Below are 18,480 nucleotides of genomic sequence, written 5' to 3'. Positions count from 1 at the left end.
TCAGCGCCCTCGCTTTTCGAGGTAGCCGGGATGGCGCTGCACACCGAACTCGAGATCCACCGCAGTGCCGAGGAGCTGTTCGGCGTCGTGCTCAAGCTGGTTCGGCACATCCCGCGCGACATGAAGCAACTCATCGGCGGCAAGCTCCGCGATGAGGCCCTGGAGGTCCTGGTGCTGATCGGCCGAGCCAACATGGATCGCAACCGTCGCCCGCTCCTTGATGAGCTGCTCCAGAGCATCTGGAAGATCAACCTGCTGCTGCGCGCGATGGCGAATGAACGCTTCATCAGCGTCCCGCAGCAAGCCCAGGCCATGAAGCTCACCGCTTCCATCGGCCGCCAGGCCAACGCCTGGAAGAAAGCCGCAACCGCGCCCGCTGCCTGAGGGTTACGGCCCTCTCGCCTGCGCGCCAAATCTGGTCGTGCCGCTGCCCGGTCGGGCACCGCCATGCGCACCCACAGGGACCACCGGTAATCCGGCGAGGCCTGGCGCAGTTTCCCTGCTGAGTGATCGGCCGGGCGACGTGGATAGCACGATAGGTCGCAGCACTCCGCCAACAACGCCTACAACATGGACTTCGAAGATGGCTGGCAGAACAACAACGACAAGAACAACGAGCGCGTCGCCCGCCCCGTCCGCAGATTTGATGGTTGCACCCTTCACTTTCGAAGACCTGGCCCAGGCCTACTTCGACTGCCGGCGCCACAAGCGCAACACCAACAGCGCACGGCACTTCGAGATGAACCTCGAGGAGAACCTGCTGGATCTGCACGACGAGTTGCTGGCCGGTACCTACCGGCCTGGCCGAAGCATCTGCTTCGTCGTCACCCGGCCGAAGCATCGCGAGGTGTGGGCCGCAGAATTCCGCGACCGCATAGTGCATCACCTGCTCTACAACCAGGTCGGCGCCGGCATCGAAGCAAAGTTCGTCGTCGACAGCTGCGCTTGCATCCCGGGCCGCGGCACGCTGTACGCCGCCGAGCGGCTCGAAAGCAAGATACGGAGCGTGACGCAGAACTGGAGCCGCCCGGCGCACTACCTCAAGCTGGACCTGGCGAACTTCTTCGTCACGATCGACAAGCGCGTGCTCAGCAACCAGTTGGTGCGCCTGATCGATGACACCTGGTGGCGGCGCCTTGCACTGCAGATCCTCTGGCACGATCCACGGACCGACTACGAGGTGCGCAGCTCGCCCAGGCTTTTCAACAAGGTTCCACAGCACAAGCAACTTGCCTCCCAACCGGCGCATCTGGGCCTGCCGATCGGAAATTTGAGCAGCCAGGCATTCGCGAACATCTACCTGAACGACCTGGATCAGTTCGTGAAGCACCGGCTGCGCGCGCGGCACTACATCAGGTACGTCGACGACTTCCTGCTGCTGCATGAGTCGCCGCAGCAGCTCAACGAGTGGCGCGAAGCGATCGAGGTATTCCTGCCCAGCCTGGGCGCCAAGCTCAACCCGAAGAAGACCATCCTGCAGCCCATTGAGCGCGGCGTCGACTTCGTCGGGCACGTTATCAAGCCCTGGCGACGCACTACCAGGAAGCGGACCGCGAAGGAGGCGCTTCGGCGAGTAGCCGCGGCGCCGCCGGAGGAAATGCGGACCGTCGCCAACAGCTATTTCGGCCTACTGCGCCAGGCCAGCCATTCACACCAGGACCGCGCCGCGCTGGCGAGGGTGGTCCTGGGCCGAGGCAAGTCGGTCAGCGGCTCGCTGACCAAGACCTACCAGTAACCCCTGCAGGAGGAGTGGCAGCCATGTAGACCTTCAACCCAGGTAGTTCGGCAACAGCGCCGGGCGCGCCTTGAATCACTCACGTACGGCGGTGTTCGTGAGACCGAAAGGCCGGGGCGACCTGGCCTTTCCTCCTTCCCTTCCAGTTTCCTTCCGACAGCACTCCCCGCGGAGCCCACCGGCGACCAGCCGCGCGATCGAGTGCTGCCGAAAGGAAGCCACCCAACCGAGGAAAACGCCATGCAACAGCTGATCCCCCGCCAGCAGCCGCTGGCCGACCTGCTCCGCCAGACCGCCGCCGCGCGCGATGCGTTCGCCATCCGCCGCCGCCTGGCCGTCGAGGTGCCGCTGTACCAGGTGAAGCCGGTCGGCCGCGGATTCTTCCACATCGTCGAGAGCGCCACCGGCAAGGTGCGCGGCTTCCGCCGCACCCACGGCGCGGCCTGCGAGTGGGCCCGCGAACTGGAGCAGCGGGCCCGTGATGACATCGGGATGGAAGGCTGATGGCCAAGACGCAACAGGAGCGCTCCGCCAAGGCCGCAGCGAAGCGCGCCGAGGTCGGCGAGGAGGAGCTGCGGCATCGGGTTCGCCCCGGCGTACTCGCCAAGCTGGACGACCTGATGCGCTGGGCCGACATCGAGCAGAAGGCCGAGGCCGTGCAGTTGCTGGTTCTCAACGTCCACGCCCTGGGCCCGGAGGGCGCCGCGCAGTTCCTCGCCATCCCGCGCCACGAAATCACGATCAGCGAAAGCGTGGCGCGCAGGCTCGAGCAAGAGGGGCGGCGCGAAGCCGCTGCCCTCGACAGGGAGGACCAATGAAGCTCACGACAATCCCGCGAATCAAGCGCGTCTCATTGGCGCGACCGAGGCTTCGCCGGCCTCGCATCTCGTCTCGAAAGGTTCCCTACCTGCTGCAGGGCGGCCCGCTGAACATGGCCTGGCTGTGCTCCCCGGGAACGCTCCGCTTCAGCTACCAGCACTGGCGCGGCTACTACGACCAATCCAACAAGTGGGTGTCCCTATGAGTACCTTCGCCGTATTCGGAATGACCCGGGATGTGGCCTTGGAAGAGGCCAGGAAGACCGTGAAGATCACCAGGAAAACCCCGCTCGGCGAATTCGGTATCCCCATGACCGAATGGCTCGCGCTCTGCGAGAAGCGCGCCGACGAGATCATGGAGAGCACGAAGACCAAGCAGCTCAGCCCCCTGTTCGACTCGCCTCAGTACGCCGACGACTTCATCCACCTGGCGCGGCGCACCCTGAAGTGCCGGGACATGCACATCAAGGCGCGCGTCACCCTCACCGATGAGAAGGGAAACCCCATCATCGACAAGAAGACCAAGGCGCCGAAGATCGGGTGGATGCCCTACGGCGCGCAGCCGAATCGGAGCGCGGCATGACTACCGAATTCGCGTCGATGTGCAGCGGCATTGAAGCCGCGAGCGTTGCCTGGGAGTCGCTTGGGTTTGAGGCGAAGTGGTTCGCCGAGATCGAGCCGTTCCCCTCGGCTGTCCTGGCACACCGCCACCCGCAGGTACCCAACCACGGCGACATGACCAAGCTGGTCGGGCGCATCCTGTCCGGTGCAATCCCGGCGCCGCCAGTGTTCATTGCCGGAACCCCGTGCCAGGCCTTCAGCGTCGCCGGCATGCGGGAAGGTTTAGTCGACCCGCGCGGCGCCCTCACCATCAAGTACGTGGAGATCCTCGATGCAGCTGACTATGTTCGAACAGCCAATGGAAAGGAGCCCGCACAATGCAACCCATCCAGTTGACCGTCGAGCACCGCCTCGACCAGCAGGGCAACCCCATCGCCGAAGTCAGCGGACTGCCCCGCCTGGGCGCCCTGCTCTACCCCGACCAGATGCACGAATACGCCCGCCAGCTCCACCAGGCCGCTATCGCCGCCGCGCAGGGCGAGCGCGACACCCGCATATACCCCGCCAAGGAATAAGCCATGACCGAACAACAGACCCGGACCGGTGAATGCTGGTCGGCCAATGATGAGGACTTCACCTGCTTCGAGCTGGCAGAACTGCTCAACGACAACGACGAGCTGAAGCCTGGTGATGTCGTTTTCCGGGGTGAAGCCGTCACGCCTGACCCTTCCAGCTACATCGACGCTGACGACGTCATCGGGCTGATCGGCGAGCGCGCCTACGACGATGCGGGCGACCACGCCGATGGCTGGCCTGACGTCAGCAAGGAGGCAGAAGCAGAACTGGATCAGCTGCTGAAGGAATGGATGCGCAAGCACTGCTCCCATCCGCCCTTCTACCGGGTGAAGAACTCCATCCCCTACGTACTGAGCGCCGCTGACTTCGAGGCCTGACATCATGACCGAACAACAAGCCTGCACCCTCTGCGGTGCGGGAGGGCACACTGCTGCCCAATGCCACTGGAACAGCCCGGGCGCGCTGGAATCCATCCGGCTCCCGAAGCACGGCACCACCATCGCCCTTGAGGAAATGCTCGCCGGCTACCTGCCGGACGACCGCGAGTATATTCGTGACGTGATCGAGGCCTATGCCGATATCCAGGCGCGCAAGGCAGTGATGCTGTACAGCGGCGCCGGCCTCGCCGGCCGGCAGAGCGACGCCTGCGACTGGCTGGAGAACCTGGAGGGGGATGCTTGGGCCGATGCGTGCGAGGAAATTGCGGCATCTGTGCGGCAGCAGGCAGAGGGCGCGCAGGGGGAGCGGGAGGCGTTTGAGGCATGGCACCGCATGCAATGGCCCGGCGGCGAGCCATTGAAGGGACGCTGGATGGCATGGCAAGCCCGCGCCGCCCTGGCGCAACCCTCCCCGGTGCCGGAGCTGGGCTGCGAGCGCTGCGGCGGTGATTGCTCTGGCGCAAACCCTCCTGTAATCGGCTGCCCGAATCAAGACGAGATTCAGCAAGCACTCGATGAGATTGACGACTTCATTGCTCGATGCAATGGCGACGACCGAGGTTCGTGCGGCGCAGTGAATTTGTTGCGCCATGCGCTCGCCAGCCGCTTATCCACCGCACCGGAGCTGGAACTGGAGCGGCCAGAGGTGGTGGCGTTCCTGAACGAATGGCGCGACCGCGATCAGGGCGGCATCCGCGTCACGCCGGCCTTGTCCGCCATGTCGGAGGAGGGACTGCAAAAGGAGTACGGTCCGCAGGCCAGCGTTGTACGCCGAGAGCCGCTGATGACCATCGCCCAGCATAAGCGCATCGATGCCGCACGGCTTGCATGTGTCGGGATTCTTGCCGATGAAATTCTCAAGCTGTCAGCCGAGCGCGACGCCGCCCAGGCCAGGCTGGCAGCGATGGAGCAGCAGGGGCCGTTCTGTCTGCTGTACCGAATCGACGGGGATCCTGTCGTGCAGCTTGTAGGTGATCCGCATATCAAGGACGGAATGGCGCTCTACGCCGCCCCGGCCGCCCAGCCTGAAAAGGATAAATAAAAATGAGCATAGAACTGAAACCGTGCCCGTTCTGCGGTGCGAAGCCTATTTGCTACCGCTTCGCTAAGAAGGGCTGGGCCGCTGAGTGCGAAAACTGCGACTTCGAAATGCTCGGCGCCAACGAACCGGATGTGGCTGCGAAGTGGAACGCGCGAGCCCCGGTCGCCCAGGCTGGGCAGGTGCCGGAGAAACCGACCGAAGCCATGCTGCAAGCCGGCATGAATGCCATGGCCGAGGCCCAGCGCAACGGGAGTCAGTCCTTGTACGTCTACGCTGGGGTTTGCTGGGATGCCATGCTCGCCGCTGCGCCTCAGCCGGCGGAGGGGGACGGAATTGACCACGCATGGTGCGACGGGGTGTGCGATGAATGAGCAGCATGGAAATCGTATCGCCACAACGATCCTGAACCGACTTTCTGAGCTTGGCTATGAGGTACGCGAGTCGGGCAGCTACGCCAAGCTCGAAGCCGAGAACAAGGCGCTCATTGAGGAAATCGCAGCCCTGCGCAAGGACAAGGCACGGCTCGACCGGCTCGACCAGTTGAATTCCGCCCTGAATGCCAAGTACGGCACGACCTATCGGTGGCAGGTGATCGTCAATCACAACGTGAACCGCCTGATGCTCGGACATCTGAACATCGATCTCCACGACTCAGCTGCCAACGGCCTGCCGTCCTGTCGTGATGCGCTGGACACAATCATGCCGAGCGCCCTGATCGACGAAGGGAAGGAGGCCGGTCATGAAACTGACCAAGGCGCAGCGCGCTGAGCTGCGGGAGAAGTTCGGTGGCCTGTGCGCGTACTGCGGTTGCGAGCTGCCCGAGCGCTGGCACGCCGATCACTACGAACCGGTCGTGCGCAATTGGGGTGGCTGCGAGAAGGTGAAGCCGGCCGAGCGGCCGGAACGCCATCGGATGGACAACATGATGCCTGCCTGCCCGCCCTGCAATATCAGCAAGGGAAGCATGCCACTGGAAGCCTGGCGGGAATGGCTCGGAGGTCACGTCAACAGCCTGAACGCCTACCACCCGATCTATCGCCTGGCCAAGGCATACGGTCTGATCCAGGAGACTGGCGCGGCGGTTGTGTTCTACTTCGAGCGCAAGGAGGAAGGCGGCCATGGCTGAGCTGATCTGTCGCAAGACCATGATGCACTGTCAGACGCCCGGAATGTGCTCCCCACATGGCGGGCGCCCTGCGGAATTGGCTATTCCAGACGACCAGGTGCTGGTGCCGCGCTCCGTTCTGCAACAGCTCTACGACGCCGTGATCGACGCCGACGAGGAAGGCCTCGCGGGGCACGCCGAGCCTATGGTGATCGCCGCGGCACTTCTCCAGCGCTAACCCGTCCCCTTAACCGCACACCCATATGGGAGGCATTGCCATGCCTGACGAAATTTCCTATGAATCCGAACTGGCCAGCAAGTGCCAGGGTGCCGCCCAGTGCCTTAGCTACAACGGACCGAAGCATGAGGCCGAGGCGAAGCACGTCCTGCATGAGGCGTCGCACGCTCTAGACAGGCATGCGGTGCGCGTGTCCGAGGACTTCCCTGGTCTTCTGATAACCAATGCGCGCGGCAAGTCCCGGTATATGACATGGCGTGAGCGTCTGGCCCGCTGGCTGCTCAAGGGTGCCCTGGAGATTCGGCCATGACCGACCTCACCAAGCTGAAGGAGTTGGCGGAACGGGCTTCTGCACTGCACGGAACCCCCAGTCTTGAACACTCGGCGGCCATCACTGAGTTCCGCAGCGCTGCTAACCCCCAGGCCATCCTCTGGCTGATTGCCGAGGTTGAGCGGCTGCGAAGGCTTGAAGTGCGACAGCAAGAAATAGCCGAGCACTACAAGAAGTGGTTCAAGGAGATCGTTTACGAGTCGTTCGATGAATGGCTGAAGGACGATGCCACTCACTGGATCGGCGAGCAAGATGCAGCTCTTCAGGCATGGCAGCACCTGCACGAGAACAAGATATGGCTCATGAAGGAGCGGATTGAGCAGATGCAGGTTGCCCTCCAGGCCGTGCATGCCGAAGTGGATGGAAACATCCGTCCTCTCACCCGCGACCTCGTGAACATGGTCAGCGGCGTGAAGAACGGCAGCCACCCGAATGACATCTACGACCATTGCGACGAGATCGACCGGATTATCGACGCAGCCCTGGAAGGAGGCGGGAGATGAGCGAGCCACCCTGCCCTCCAGGCCGCCACGTCTGGACCTTCACGACACCCCTGCACATCCGCTGCAGCAAGTGCGGCGCCATCGGCCAGCGCTGGCCTTCTCGGGCCGAGCGCGCCGAGTTCATCCGCGGTCGCTGGTTCTACCTGCAGCCCAAGTTCTGATCACCATTCCACCATCGCCGCACCAGCGGCGCGATGAGGTATTGCCATGTTCATGACACCTGAAGAAGTGGCCGACCTGACCGGGCGCACCCGTGCCAGCGCGCAAATTCGCTGGCTCGACGAGCATCGTTTCGGCTACGTGGTCGGCGCCGATGGTCGCCCCAAGGTTCTGCGGGAGGTTGTGCTTTCCCGGCTAGGATCAAATCAGCAGCAAAAGAAAGAGCCGCGCCTGCGCTTGACGGGCTCGTGAGGAGGGAGGCATGCGCCCGAGAAAGAAGGACCGGCACTTGCCGCAATGCATGTACCACAAGCACGGGGCCTACTACCTGGTGCGAAAAGGAAAGTGGTTGCGCCTAGGCGAGGACTACCAGGAATCGCTTCTGGAGTATGCCCGCAAAATGTCGCAGGCAACTCAGGGAGGCATGCCGGACCTGATCGACCGAGCCACGAAGTACCACTTCAAAAAGAAGAAGCTGGCGGCCAACACCGTGCTGCAGTATGAAGCGGCGGCGGAGCGCCTGAAGGATATCTTCGCCGAGTTCAACCCGAAGCAGGTCATGCCGAAGCACATCGCGGCGGTGAAGGCGGACCTGGTAGACACGCCAAACATGTGTAACCGGATTCTGTCCGTTGCCCGGATCATCTTCGGCTATGGGCTGGAGTGGCAGGAGGTGGACTCGAACCCCTGCGTTGGGGTTAGCCGCCACGAGGAGGGAAGGCGCGATCGCTACATCACGGACGGGGAGTTCGCGGCTTTGCTCAATGCGGCCAGCCCTTACATCAGGTGCATCCTCGAAATGGCTTACCTGACCGGCCAGCGCATCAGCGACGTGCTGTCCATCCACCTGAGTGACATCTCCCCGGATGGCGTGGCGTTCACCCAGCAGAAGACTGGCGCCAAGCTCATAGTGGCCATGACGCCAGACCTCGAAGAGGTGATTGCCCGGGCAAAGGCGCTGCCACGAAAGGTCCGCACCCTCACGCTGTTCTGCTCGCGCGCCGGCAAGCCCGTCAGCTACGCCACGGTGAAGATGGCCTTCAGAGTGCTGCGCGAGAGGACGGGTATCACCGACGTTACCATCCACGACATCAGGGCGAAGTCCTTGACGGATGCCGACAAGGAAGGCAAGAACGCCCAAACCCTTGGCGGCCATTCCGATCCTAAGATGACGGCGCGATACCTCCGCGGGCGGTTGCCGAAGATCGCTCAGGCCCCGACAATGCCCATCAAAGTGCGCTGAGTATTAGACAAATACCCCTATGTCAAAAAGACAGACCTTCCCGGAGCCCAATGGCGATGGGCTCGCGGCTCACACCCCGATGATGCAACAGTACTGGAAGCTGAAGAGACAGCATCCGGAACAACTGCTGTTCTACCGCATGGGCGACTTCTACGAGCTGTTCTACGAGGACGCCAAGAAGGCTGCCAAGCTGCTCGACATCACCCTCACCACCCGCGGCCAGTCCGCCGGCACGCCCATTCCCATGGCCGGCATTCCCTTCCATGCCGTGGAGGGCTACCTGGCCAAGCTGGTCAAGCTCGGCGAGTCGGTGGCGATCTGCGAGCAGATCGGCGACCCGGCTACCAGCAAGGGCCCGGTGGAACGCCAGGTGGTGCGCATCATCACCCCCGGCACGGTCAGCGACGAGGCACTGCTCGACGAGCGCCGCGACAACCTGCTGGCGGCCCTGCTCGGCGACGAGCGGCTGTTCGGCCTGGCGGTGCTGGACATCACCAGCGGCCGTTTCAGCGTCCAGGAAATCCGCGGCTGGGAAACCCTGCTGGCCGAGCTCGAGCGCCTGAACCCCGCGGAACTGCTGATCCCCGACGACTGGCCCGCCGGCCTGCCGGCGGAGAAGCGCCGCGGCGTGCGCCGCCGCGCGCCCTGGGACTTCGACCGCGACTCGGCGTTCAAGAGCCTCTGCCAGCAGTTCGCCACCCAGGACCTGAAGGGCTTCGGCTGCCAGGACCTGACCCTGGCCATCGGCGCCGCCGGCTGCCTGCTGGCCTACGCCAAGGAAACCCAGCGCACCGCCCTGCCGCACCTGCGCAGCCTGCGCCACGAGCGCCTGGACGACACCGTCATCCTCGACGGCGCCAGCCGCCGCAACCTGGAGCTGGACACCAACCTCTCCGGCGGCCGCGACAACACCCTGCAATCGGTGGTGGACCGTTGCCAGACCGCCATGGGCAGCCGCCTGCTGACCCGCTGGCTGAACCGCCCGCTGCGCGACCGCGCCGTGCTGGAGGCGCGCCAGGAGTCGATCGCCTGCCTGCTGGAACGCTACCGCTTCGAGACCCTGCAGCCACAGCTGAAGGAAATCGGTGACGTCGAGCGCATCCTCGCCCGTATCGGTCTGCGCAACGCCCGCCCGCGCGACCTGGCGCGCCTGCGCGACGCCCTGGCCGCCCTGCCGGAGCTGCAGCGCGGCATGACCGAGCTGGAGGCCCCGCACCTGGGCGAGCTGGCCGCGAGCATCCGCACCTACCCGGAACTGGCCGAGCTGCTGGCCCGGGCGATCATCGACAACCCGCCGGCGGTGATCCGCGACGGCGGCGTCATCAAGCGCGGCTACGATGCCGAGCTGGACGAGCTGCAGACCCTCAGCGAGAACGCCGGCCAGTACCTGATGGACCTGGAGATCCGCGAGAAGGAACGTACCGGGCTGTCGGGCCTGAAGGTCGGCTACAACCGCATCCACGGCTACTACATCGAGCTGCCGCGCATGCAGGCCGAGCAGGCGCCGGCCGACTACCAGCGGCGGCAGACGCTGAAAGGCGCCGAACGCTTCATCACCCCGGAGCTGAAGGCCTTCGAGGACAAGGCGCTGTCCGCCCAGAGCCGCGCCCTGGCGCGGGAGAAGCAGCTCTACGAGGAACTGGTGGAACTGCTGATCGCCCAGCTGGCGCCGCTGCAGGACACCGCCGCCGCCCTGGCCGAACTGGACGTGCTGGCCAACCTGGCCGAGCGCGCGCTGAACCTCGACCTGAACCGCCCGCGCTTCGTCGAGGAGTCGGGCATCCTCATCGAGCAGGGCCGCCACCCGGTGGTGGAGCAGGTGCTGGAAACGCCCTTCGTGGCCAACGACCTGAAGCTTGACGAAGACACCCGCATGCTGGTGATCACCGGTCCGAACATGGGCGGTAAATCCACCTATATGCGGCAAACGGCACTGATTGTGCTGCTGGCGCATATCGGCAGCTTCGTCCCGGCGGCGCGCTGCGAGCTGTCGCTGGTGGATCGCATCTTCACCCGTATCGGCTCCTCCGACGACCTCGCCGGCGGCCGTTCCACCTTCATGGTGGAAATGAGCGAAACCGCCAACATCCTGCACAACGCCACCGACCGCAGCCTGGTGCTGATGGACGAAGTGGGCCGCGGCACCAGCACCTTCGACGGCCTGTCGCTGGCCTGGTCCGCCGCCGAGCACCTGGCGCACCTGCGCGCCTTCACCCTGTTCGCCACCCACTACTTCGAGCTGACCGTGCTGCCGGAGAGCGAGCCGGTGGTGGCCAACGTGCACCTGAACGCCACCGAGCACAACGAGCGCATCGTCTTCCTGCACCACGTGCTGCCCGGCCCGGCGAGCCAGAGCTACGGTCTGGCGGTGGCGCAGCTGGCCGGCGTGCCCGGCCCGGTGATCCTGCGCGCCCGCGAGCACCTGGCACGCCTGGAGACCACCAGCCTGCCCCACGAGGCGCCCCGCCAGGAGGCCGGCAAGCCCACCGCGCCGATGCAGAGCGACCTGTTCGCCAGCCTGCCGCACCCGCTGATCGACGAGCTCGCACGCCTCAAACCCGATGACCTGAGCCCACGCCAGGCGCTCGATTTGTTATATGCATGGAAGACGCGAATCTGACGGATAGCGGAACAAGCTGCTAGAATCGCGCGCGCTTAGCCGCCCGCCTGAGGAGAGAACTAGAAAATGACCTTCGTCGTCACCGACAACTGCATCAAGTGCAAATACACCGACTGCGTGGAAGTCTGCCCGGTGGACTGCTTCTACGAAGGCCCGAACTTCCTGGTCATTCACCCGGATGAGTGCATCGACTGCGCGCTCTGCGAACCGGAATGCCCGGCCCAGGCGATCTTCTCCGAAGACGAAGTGCCGGAGAACATGCAGGAATTCATCGAGCTGAACAAGGATCTGGCCGAGGTGTGGCCGAACATCACCGAGAAGAAGGATTCGCTGCCGGACGCGGAAGAGTGGGACGGCGTCGCCGACAAGCTCAAGCACCTGGAGCGTTGACCGCTTCCTCCAAGGCCCGCCTAGCGCGGGCCTTGTACCATCTGTGATGGCACTTTTTCGCAGGCAAAAAAAGGGGCGGGATGGCCCGCCCTTTTTTCCCTACCCCATCATCCTGATGAGTCGCATCCCGCGACGTCCCGACCGGCATCCCTGTCGGCCTGCGTCATTCCCTGTACGCAGGAGTGATATTAGCCATCCGTACGAACGCCGCAAGCGGCTGCGGGTCGCACCCGGCGATGTGCAGGTCGAGTGCAGTCAAAAATAAAATCCTTTTTATTCAATAAGTTAGCTATAAAAACCAGGAAAAAGAGCCCCTGGCCGGCAGGCCGAATCGTCAAAGGCTCACAGCATATGTAAGCGATGGCTTACAAAACCAAACTTAAAAAGTGCTGTCTCGCCTGCTCCAACGGGCAGGGAAACGGGAATTCCGTTGGGCGTATAACCGTTCGCGGTTATCCGCCGTTAGCCGCAACACCGGCGGACAATGGCGGATAACGCCGTAGGCGTTATGCGCCCTACAATGCGGCTTCAGCGAGGAGGTATGGAGCGCTCCTCGTAGGATGGGTCGAGCGAAGCGATACCCATCGCCGTGCCGGATCAGGCGCCGGCCTTGCCGACGGAATCGCGGACGGAGTCCGCTCCTACGCTGCATTCACGAGCACGCCCTGCGCGCGAACCGCGGCAGGTACGCCACAGACGAAAAAGCCCGGAGGGATGCTCCGGGCTTTTTTCGCTACGGGTGGTGCCTTACTGGAATAGCGCGTCGCTCGACAGACCGTTCTTCTCCAGGATTTCCCGCAGGCGCTTGAGCGCCTCGACCTGGATCTGCCGCACCCGCTCGCGGGTCAGGCCGATTTCCTGGCCGACTTCTTCCAGGGTGCTGCTTTCGTGGCCGCGCAGGCCGAAGCGGCGTATCACCACCTCGCGCTGCTTGTCGGTCAGCTCGGACAGCCACTGGTCGATGCTCTGGCTCAGGTCGTCATCCTGCAGCAGTTCGCAGGGGTCGGTGGGACGGTCGTCGGTCAGGGTGTCCAGCAGCGTCTTGTCCGAATCCGGGCCGAGGGACACGTCCACCGAAGTCACCCGCTCGTTGAGGCCGAGCATGCGCTTGACCTCGTCGACCGGCTTCTCCAGCAGGTTGGCGATTTCCTCGGGGGACGGCTCGTGGTCCAGCTTGTGCGTCAGCTCGCGGGCCGCGCGCAGGTAGACGTTGAGTTCCTTGACCACGTGGATCGGCAGGCGGATGGTGCGGGTCTGGTTCATGATGGCCCGTTCGATGGTCTGGCGAATCCACCACGTCGCGTAGGTGGAGAAGCGGAAACCCCGTTCCGGATCGAACTTCTCCACCGCCCGGATCAACCCCAGGTTGCCTTCCTCGATCAGGTCGAGCAGGGACAGGCCGCGGTTGACGTAGCGCCGGGCGATCTTCACCACCAGGCGCAGGTTGCTTTCGATCATGCGCCGACGCCCGGCGGGATCGCCCCTTTGCGCGAGCCGCGCGAAGTGGACCTCCTCCTCGGGAGTCAGCAGGGGGGAAAAACCGATTTCGTTGAGGTAGAGCTGGGTGGCATCCAGCGCGCGGCTGTAATCGATGTGCTTGTGCTGCTTCGATGACAGCGAGCTTGCCTTGCCGGTGACCTGAAGTGAGACCTGCTCTTCGGCAAGTGACTCGTCGAATGTGATGGCGGGCTCCAGAAGCAGCAGCTCGTCATCCACGTCAAACTCCGGCCCTTCTTTTTTGAGTGCCATGTCGTTATCCCTTGCTGAGTTCGACAACAAGCCCGGACGAATCCATATCCTTGGGACGTCCAAGCCCGCTCACCCACGCGGGATGCGGCGGTCGATCAACGAGGTGGCAGGTATTGCAAGGGGTCCACGGGTTTGCCCTGACGGCGAATCTCGAAGTGCAGCTTCACCCGGTCCGTGCCTGTGGAGCCCATCTCGGCAATGCTCTGCCCGACTTTGACCTGTTGCCCTTCCCGAACGAGCAGCCTGCGGTTGTGGCCGTAGGCACTCACGTAGGTATCGCTGTGCTTGATGATCACGAGTTCGCCGTAGCCCCGCAAACCACTACCGGCGTACACAACCGTGCCATTCGACGCAGCCAGGACAGGCTGGCCCAATTGCCCGGCTATATCAATCCCTTTATTCAAACTGCCGTTTGATGCAAAGCGGCCTATCAAAGTGCCATTGGTCGGCCACATCCAGCCCTCCGCGCCCTTGCCCGAAGCCTGGGAAGGAGCACTGCTGGCGGGGGGTGTCGTATTGCTGACGGTGGCCGCGGGCGCGGGCTTGGCCGGTGCCGGAGAACCGGCGGTGGGCTTGCCGGCCACCACTGGCACGACGGACGGCGCGGTTTTGGCGACCACCGGCTGTGCCGCCGTACTGGAGCCGGCACCGCCGAAGCGAATGGCCTGCCCCGGGCGGATGGTGTAGGGCGGCGGGATGTTGTTGTGCGCGGCCAGGGCCTTCCAGTCCCAGCCGTAGCGGAAGGCGATGGAGTACAGGGTGTCGCCGCGGCGCACCACGTACTGGCCGCTGGTGGTCGCCGGCGTGCGGTCGGCCTGGTTGCGGTCGACCACCTTGACCTTGCCCCCGGAGGAGGATGCGCAGGCCGCGAGCAGGGAACAGAATGCTGCCGCCAGCAGCAAGCGGACGCCGCTCCGAATCCAGATCCATTGTTTCTGGGCCGCGATAGGGCTCACCCCTTCCCCCTTATCCATCGAATATGTGCCGGCATCTCGCCGTTATGCTCCCCCTGGCCGTGCGACGGCGCTCCCGCCGCCGCTCAGCCCAGGGGGCCGTTGAGCAGGGGAACGAAGCGCACCGAGTCCAGCACGCGCCGGTCGAATCCGTCGCCGGTGCGCTCGATCAGCATCAGTTGCTGCACTTCGCCGCTGCCCACCGGGATCACCAGGCGCCCGCCCGGCGCCAGCTGGTCGAGCAGCGCCTGCGGGACCTCGGCGGCTGCCGCGGTGACGATGATACCGTTGTACGGTGCCAGCGCCGACCAGCCTTCCCAGCCATCCCCCCAGCGAAAGACAACATTTCTCAGGTTTAGCTCCGCAAGTCGCTCCTTGGCGCGGTCCTGCAGCGCCTGAATCCGCTCGACGGAGAACACCCGCTCGACCAGTTGCGCCAGCACCGCGGTCTGGTAGCCGGAGCCGGTGCCGATCTCCAGTACCTTGTCCAGGGGGCCGGCGGCCAGCAGCAGCTCGGTCATCCGCGCCACCATGAAGGGTTGCGAGATGGTCTGATTGTGGCCGATGGGCAGCGCCGTATCCTCGTAGGCGCGGTGCGACAGCGCCTCGTCGACGAACAGGTGGCGCGGCGTGCGGCGGATCACCTCGAGCACCCGGGCGTTGGACAGGCCTTCCTCGTACAGGCGCTGGATCAGCCGTTCGCGGGTACGCTGGGAAGTCATGCCGATACCGCGGCGACTCAGTTCATCGGCCATGGTCCAGCCCTCCGATCCAGTCCTGCAGTCCATTGAACGCCTCGCGGAAGGTTCGGTCCAGTTGCAGCGGCGTGACCGAGACGTAGCCCTGCATCACCGCATGGAAGTCGGTGCCCTCGCCGCCGTCCTCGGCGTCGCCGGCCGCCGCGATCCAGTAGCCTTCGCGCCCCCGCGGGTTGACCACCCGGACCGGCGCCGCGGCGCGCTTGCGATGGCCCAGGCGGGTCAGCTGGATGCCGCGGATGCGCTCCAGCGGCAGGTTCGGGATGTTGACGTTGAGCACGGTGCGCGGCGGCAGCTCGAGCCGCTCGTGGTTCTGCACCAGCAGGCGGGCGAAGTGCATGGCGCTGTAGAGGTTGTCCGGCTGGCGCGAGAGCAGCGAGAAGGCGAACGCCGGGCGCGCCAGGAAGCGGCCCTCGATGGCGGCGGCCACGGTGCCGGAATAGAGCACGTCGTCGCCCAGGTTGGCGCCCAGGTTGATGCCCGAGACGACCATGTCCGGCAGCGTCTCCAGCAGGCCGTTGAGGCCCAGGTGCACGCAGTCGGTCGGCGTGCCGTCGATGCCGATGAATCCATTGCTCAGCCGCTGCGCGTGCAGCGGCCGGTCCAGGGTCAGCGAGCTGCTGGCGCCGCTGCGATCCTGTTCGGGAGCGACCACCACGCATTCGGCATCTTCGCTCAGCGCGTCGTAAAGCGCGGCGATACCGGGTGCGTTCACCCCGTCGTCGTTGGCAATCAGTATGCGCATGGGTTTTCCGTTTGCCCTGCCGGTACCAGCTCGACCAGCTCGCGCACGACGACGGTGGCGAAGCAGCCTGCCGGCAGGACGAATTCCAGTTGCAGAATGTCAGGGGCCGGATAATGCCATGCCAGGGCCTGGATGGGGAGGCGCAGGATGCGCCGTTCGTGCGCCAGGTCAGCATTGCCCAGCCACTGGCAAAGCGCCACCTCCGCGGCCCCCACGATATTTTCCAGCTCGCCGCTGGCGCCGCCGGCCGGCGAGGCGCCCTGGCCCCAGAGCGGCCCGGTGGGGTGCAGGTCGAGGGCGGCCAGGCGCGGGTCGTCGCATTCCGCCTGGCCCGCCGGGAAGAAACTGCGGCTGTCGGTGAAGGCCAGCAGGTCGCCGACCTGGGCGCGGTTCCAGCTGCCGTCGGCCACCCGTCGCGCCAGCACCCGGTTGAACAGGTAGCTGCGCCCGGCCGAGAGCAGGCGCGAACGCAGGTTGCGCTGCCCGGGCAGGATGCCTTGCTCGGCGCAGCTGCGGGCATCCACGACGTTGCCGCCGTCGAAGCCGAAGCGCTGGCTGCCGAAATAGTTGGGCACGCCCTCGGCAGCGATACACCGCAGCCGCTCGTCGAGTGCCTCGTGCTCACCCTGCAACTGCGTCAGGCGCAGGGTGAAGCCGTTGGCCGCATGGGCGCCGCGCTGCAGCTTGCGCTGGTGGCGGATGCGCTTGAGGATGCGCAGGCTGTCGTCCTCGGCCGCTGCCAGGTCGGGGTCGGCCTTGCCCGGCAGGTGCAGGCTGAACCACTGGCGCGTCAGGGCCTGGCGGTCCTTGAGCCCGGCGTAGCTGATCAGCCGCTGCGACACACCGGCCGCACGGGCCAGGCGGCGCGCGGCCTCCTCGGTGTTCAGCCCGCGCTTCTCCACCCACAGCCAGAGGTGCTCGCCCTCGCCGGACAGCGGGATGTCCAGCACCTCGTCGACCTGGAAGTCCTCGGCCACCGCCTTGAGCACCACGCGGCCGCAGGGCTCGCCATGGGCGCGCGGGCCCAGCAGCTCCAGTTCGGTCATGGACGGACCAGCAGGGCGACGGCGTGCACCGCGATGCCTTCCTCGCGCCCGGTGAAACCGAGCTTCTCGGTGGTGGTGGCCTTGACGTTGACCTGTTCGATATCGACCTGCAGGTCCTCGGCGATGGCGGCGCGCATGGCCTCGATGTGCGGCGCCATCTTCGGCGCCTGGGCGATGATGGTGGCGTCGACGTTGCCGATCACATGGCCCTTCTCGTGCACCAGGGTCACCACGTGGCGCAGCAGCGCACGGCTGTCGGCGCCCTTGAAGCGTGGGTCGGTGTCCGGGAAATGCTTGCCGATGTCGCCCAGGGCGCAGGCGCCGAGCAGCGCGTCGCTCAGCGCGTGCAGCAGCACGTCGCCGTCGGAGTGGGCGATGAGCCCGAACTTGTGGGGAATGCGCACGCCGCCGAGGGTGATGAAGTCGCCCTCGCCGAAGCGGTGCACGTCGTAGCCATGGCCGATACGCATAGAAAAACGCCCTGAGTCAGTCAGGGCGTCGATTCTACCGGAAAGCCGCGGCGCCTTCAGGACAGCGCCCGCGCATGGTGGCGCAGGTGGTCGTCGATGAAGCTGGCGATGAAGTAGTAGCTGTGGTCGTAGCCCGGGTGCAGGCGCAGCTCCAGCGGGTGCCCCGCCGCTTCCGCCGCCTGGCGCAGGGCCTCGGGCTTGAGCTGGGTGGCGAGGAAGTCGTCGCGCTCGCCCTGGTCCACCAGGATCGGCAGGCGCTCGCCGGCGCCGGCCAGCAGCTCGCAGGCGTCCCATTCGGCCCAGGCCTTGCGGTCCTCGCCCAGGTAGCGGCCGAAGGCCTTCTGGCCCCAAGGGCAGTCGCTGGGATGGCTGATGGGCGCGAAGGCCGACAGCGACTGGTAGCGCCCCGGGTTGCGCAGCGCGCAGACCAGCGCGCCGTGGCCGCCCATGGAGTGGCCGGCGATGCCGCGGCGGGCGGAGACCGGGAAGTTGTCCTCGATCAGCGCCGGCAGCTCGTGCACCACGTAGTCGTGCATGCGGTAGTTGCGCGCCCAGGGCTGCTGGGTGGCGTTGAGGTAGAAGCCCGCGCCCAGTCCGAAGTCCCAGGCGCCTTCCGCGTCGCCGGGCACCTCGGGGCCGCGCGGGCTGGTGTCCGGCGCCACTATCACCAGGCCCAGCTCGGCGGCCAGGCGCTGGGCGCCGGCCTTCTGCATGAAGTTCTCGTCGGTGCAGGTCAGCCCCGACAGCCAGTAGAGCACCGGCAGGCCGGCCTCGGGCTCGGCCTGGGGCGGCAGGTAGATGGCGAACACCATGTCGCAGCCGAGCGTCGGGGAATGGTGGCGGTAGCGCTGGTGCCAGCCGCCGAAGCTCTTCTGGCTGCTGAGCAGTTCGATGGATTCCGTCATGGCAGTCTCCTTGTGTCGTGAAGCCGGGGCCGTGGCCCCGGCGGCTCGATCAGTAGTGGATGACGGAGCGAATGCTCTTGCCTTCGTGCATCAGCT

The 18,480-nt window shown here is 65.3% G+C and carries 26 protein-coding genes and 1 pseudogene; 20 read left to right on the top strand and 7 right to left on the bottom strand.

The features are described 5' to 3' along the window. The first annotated feature begins 30 nt into the window (after positions 1-30). The 20 genes and pseudogenes from DK254_RS08405 to fdxA all read left to right on the top strand — a co-directional run bounded on the left by DK254_RS08405 (position 31) and on the right by fdxA (position 11,758). The gene (locus tag DK254_RS08405; protein WP_074980416.1) at positions 31-384 is read left to right on the top strand and encodes a four helix bundle protein; all 354 of its coding nucleotides are present in this window, start codon (positions 31-33) and stop codon (positions 382-384) included. Between the two features lie 262 nt (positions 385-646). Next, positions 647-1,735: an RNA-directed DNA polymerase gene (locus tag DK254_RS08400; protein WP_256595831.1), complete on the top strand. Its 1,089-nt coding sequence runs from the start codon at positions 647-649 to the stop codon at positions 1,733-1,735. A gap of 240 nt (positions 1,736-1,975) precedes the next feature. After that, positions 1,976-2,239: a hypothetical protein gene (locus DK254_RS08395; RefSeq protein ID WP_109933409.1), complete on the top strand. Its 264-nt coding sequence runs from the start codon at positions 1,976-1,978 to the stop codon at positions 2,237-2,239. Beyond that, complete coding sequence (locus DK254_RS08390) at positions 2,239-2,553, top strand: hypothetical protein (RefSeq protein WP_109933408.1); 315 nt, start codon at positions 2,239-2,241, stop codon at positions 2,551-2,553. The genes DK254_RS08395 and DK254_RS08390 overlap by 1 nt, the downstream gene beginning before the upstream one ends. Positions 2,554-2,755: 202 nt before the next feature. Continuing rightward, entirely contained in the window at positions 2,756-3,136 is a 381-nt protein-coding gene (locus tag DK254_RS08380) for a hypothetical protein (protein WP_109933406.1), read from the top strand. Further along, positions 3,133-3,480: pseudogene (locus DK254_RS08375) on the top strand (DNA cytosine methyltransferase); the annotation flags it as partial. The gene DK254_RS08380 and the pseudogene DK254_RS08375, both read left to right, overlap by 4 nt. A gap of 11 nt (positions 3,481-3,491) precedes the next feature. Then, positions 3,492-3,689: a hypothetical protein gene (locus tag DK254_RS08370; RefSeq protein WP_109933404.1), complete on the top strand. Its 198-nt coding sequence runs from the start codon at positions 3,492-3,494 to the stop codon at positions 3,687-3,689. 3 nt (positions 3,690-3,692) lie between these two features. After that, entirely contained in the window at positions 3,693-4,067 is a 375-nt protein-coding gene (locus tag DK254_RS08365) for a hypothetical protein (protein WP_109933403.1), read from the top strand. A gap of 4 nt (positions 4,068-4,071) precedes the next feature. Next, positions 4,072-5,169: a hypothetical protein gene (locus tag DK254_RS08360; RefSeq protein WP_109933402.1), complete on the top strand. Its 1,098-nt coding sequence runs from the start codon at positions 4,072-4,074 to the stop codon at positions 5,167-5,169. Between the two features lie 2 nt (positions 5,170-5,171). After that, positions 5,172-5,540, top strand: a complete 369-nt coding sequence (locus tag DK254_RS08355) for a Lar family restriction alleviation protein (RefSeq protein ID WP_109933401.1) — start codon at positions 5,172-5,174, stop codon at positions 5,538-5,540. Further along, entirely contained in the window at positions 5,533-5,937 is a 405-nt protein-coding gene (locus DK254_RS08350; protein ID WP_109933400.1) for a hypothetical protein, read from the top strand. Before DK254_RS08355 ends, DK254_RS08350 begins: the two co-directional genes overlap by 8 nt. Further along, the gene (locus tag DK254_RS08345; protein ID WP_109933399.1) at positions 5,909-6,295 is read left to right on the top strand and encodes an HNH endonuclease; all 387 of its coding nucleotides are present in this window, start codon (positions 5,909-5,911) and stop codon (positions 6,293-6,295) included. The genes DK254_RS08350 and DK254_RS08345 overlap by 29 nt, the downstream gene beginning before the upstream one ends. Then, complete coding sequence (locus DK254_RS08340; RefSeq protein WP_109933398.1) at positions 6,288-6,512, top strand: hypothetical protein; 225 nt, start codon at positions 6,288-6,290, stop codon at positions 6,510-6,512. Before DK254_RS08345 ends, DK254_RS08340 begins: the two co-directional genes overlap by 8 nt. A gap of 40 nt (positions 6,513-6,552) precedes the next feature. Beyond that, on the top strand, positions 6,553-6,822 hold the full coding sequence (locus DK254_RS08335; RefSeq protein ID WP_109933397.1) for a hypothetical protein: 270 nt from the start codon (positions 6,553-6,555) through the stop codon (positions 6,820-6,822). Beyond that, entirely contained in the window at positions 6,819-7,346 is a 528-nt protein-coding gene (locus DK254_RS08330) for a hypothetical protein (RefSeq protein ID WP_109933396.1), read from the top strand. The genes DK254_RS08335 and DK254_RS08330 overlap by 4 nt, the downstream gene beginning before the upstream one ends. Next, complete coding sequence (locus DK254_RS34115; protein WP_158546407.1) at positions 7,343-7,507, top strand: hypothetical protein; 165 nt, start codon at positions 7,343-7,345, stop codon at positions 7,505-7,507. Before DK254_RS08330 ends, DK254_RS34115 begins: the two co-directional genes overlap by 4 nt. A 46-nt stretch (positions 7,508-7,553) precedes the next feature. Further along, positions 7,554-7,757 carry a DUF4224 domain-containing protein gene (locus DK254_RS08325; RefSeq protein ID WP_109933395.1) on the top strand — a complete coding sequence of 68 codons (204 nt, stop codon included), beginning with the start codon at positions 7,554-7,556 and terminating at the stop codon, positions 7,755-7,757. 10 nt (positions 7,758-7,767) lie between these two features. Next, positions 7,768-8,748 carry a tyrosine-type recombinase/integrase gene (locus DK254_RS08320; protein ID WP_109933394.1) on the top strand — a complete coding sequence of 327 codons (981 nt, stop codon included), beginning with the start codon at positions 7,768-7,770 and terminating at the stop codon, positions 8,746-8,748. 19 nt (positions 8,749-8,767) lie between these two features. Next, a complete protein-coding gene (gene mutS / locus DK254_RS08315) occupies positions 8,768-11,368 on the top strand; it encodes a DNA mismatch repair protein MutS (protein WP_177412036.1) in 2,601 nt (866 codons plus the stop codon). A 66-nt stretch (positions 11,369-11,434) separates the two neighbouring features. Then, the gene (gene fdxA / locus DK254_RS08310) at positions 11,435-11,758 is read left to right on the top strand and encodes a ferredoxin FdxA (RefSeq protein WP_074985513.1); all 324 of its coding nucleotides are present in this window, start codon (positions 11,435-11,437) and stop codon (positions 11,756-11,758) included. A 747-nt stretch (positions 11,759-12,505) separates the two neighbouring features. Here fdxA and rpoS read toward each other — a convergent pair. From rpoS to fghA, 7 genes are all read right to left on the bottom strand, one after another. After that, the gene (gene rpoS / locus DK254_RS08305) at positions 12,506-13,507 is read right to left on the bottom strand and encodes an RNA polymerase sigma factor RpoS (protein ID WP_009616703.1); all 1,002 of its coding nucleotides are present in this window, start codon (positions 13,505-13,507) and stop codon (positions 12,506-12,508) included. Between the two features lie 95 nt (positions 13,508-13,602). Further along, on the bottom strand, positions 13,603-14,481 hold the full coding sequence (locus DK254_RS08300) for a peptidoglycan DD-metalloendopeptidase family protein (protein WP_109933392.1): 879 nt from the start codon (positions 14,479-14,481) through the stop codon (positions 13,603-13,605). A gap of 65 nt (positions 14,482-14,546) precedes the next feature. After that, positions 14,547-15,182, bottom strand: a complete 636-nt coding sequence (locus tag DK254_RS08295; protein WP_099049128.1) for a protein-L-isoaspartate(D-aspartate) O-methyltransferase — start codon at positions 15,180-15,182, stop codon at positions 14,547-14,549. Between the two features lie 22 nt (positions 15,183-15,204). After that, a complete protein-coding gene (surE, locus tag DK254_RS08290; protein WP_109933391.1) occupies positions 15,205-15,963 on the bottom strand; it encodes a 5'/3'-nucleotidase SurE in 759 nt (252 codons plus the stop codon). Further along, the gene (gene truD / locus DK254_RS08285) at positions 15,951-17,009 is read right to left on the bottom strand and encodes a tRNA pseudouridine(13) synthase TruD (RefSeq protein ID WP_109933390.1); all 1,059 of its coding nucleotides are present in this window, start codon (positions 17,007-17,009) and stop codon (positions 15,951-15,953) included. Before truD ends, surE begins: the two co-directional genes overlap by 13 nt. Next, a complete protein-coding gene (gene ispF, locus DK254_RS08280) occupies positions 17,006-17,479 on the bottom strand; it encodes a 2-C-methyl-D-erythritol 2,4-cyclodiphosphate synthase (RefSeq protein ID WP_109933389.1) in 474 nt (157 codons plus the stop codon). The genes truD and ispF overlap by 4 nt, the downstream gene beginning before the upstream one ends. A 56-nt stretch (positions 17,480-17,535) precedes the next feature. Further along, on the bottom strand, positions 17,536-18,384 hold the full coding sequence (gene fghA / locus DK254_RS08275) for an S-formylglutathione hydrolase (RefSeq protein WP_089394575.1): 849 nt from the start codon (positions 18,382-18,384) through the stop codon (positions 17,536-17,538). Between the last annotated feature and the right edge of the window lie 96 nt (positions 18,385-18,480).

Origin of the sequence: Pseudomonas sp. RW407 (assembly GCF_003176655.1) — a bacterium.
GTDB lineage: Bacteria > Pseudomonadota > Gammaproteobacteria > Pseudomonadales > Pseudomonadaceae > Pseudomonas > Pseudomonas delhiensis.
This window is presented reverse-complemented; position numbering and strand designations above follow the sequence as displayed.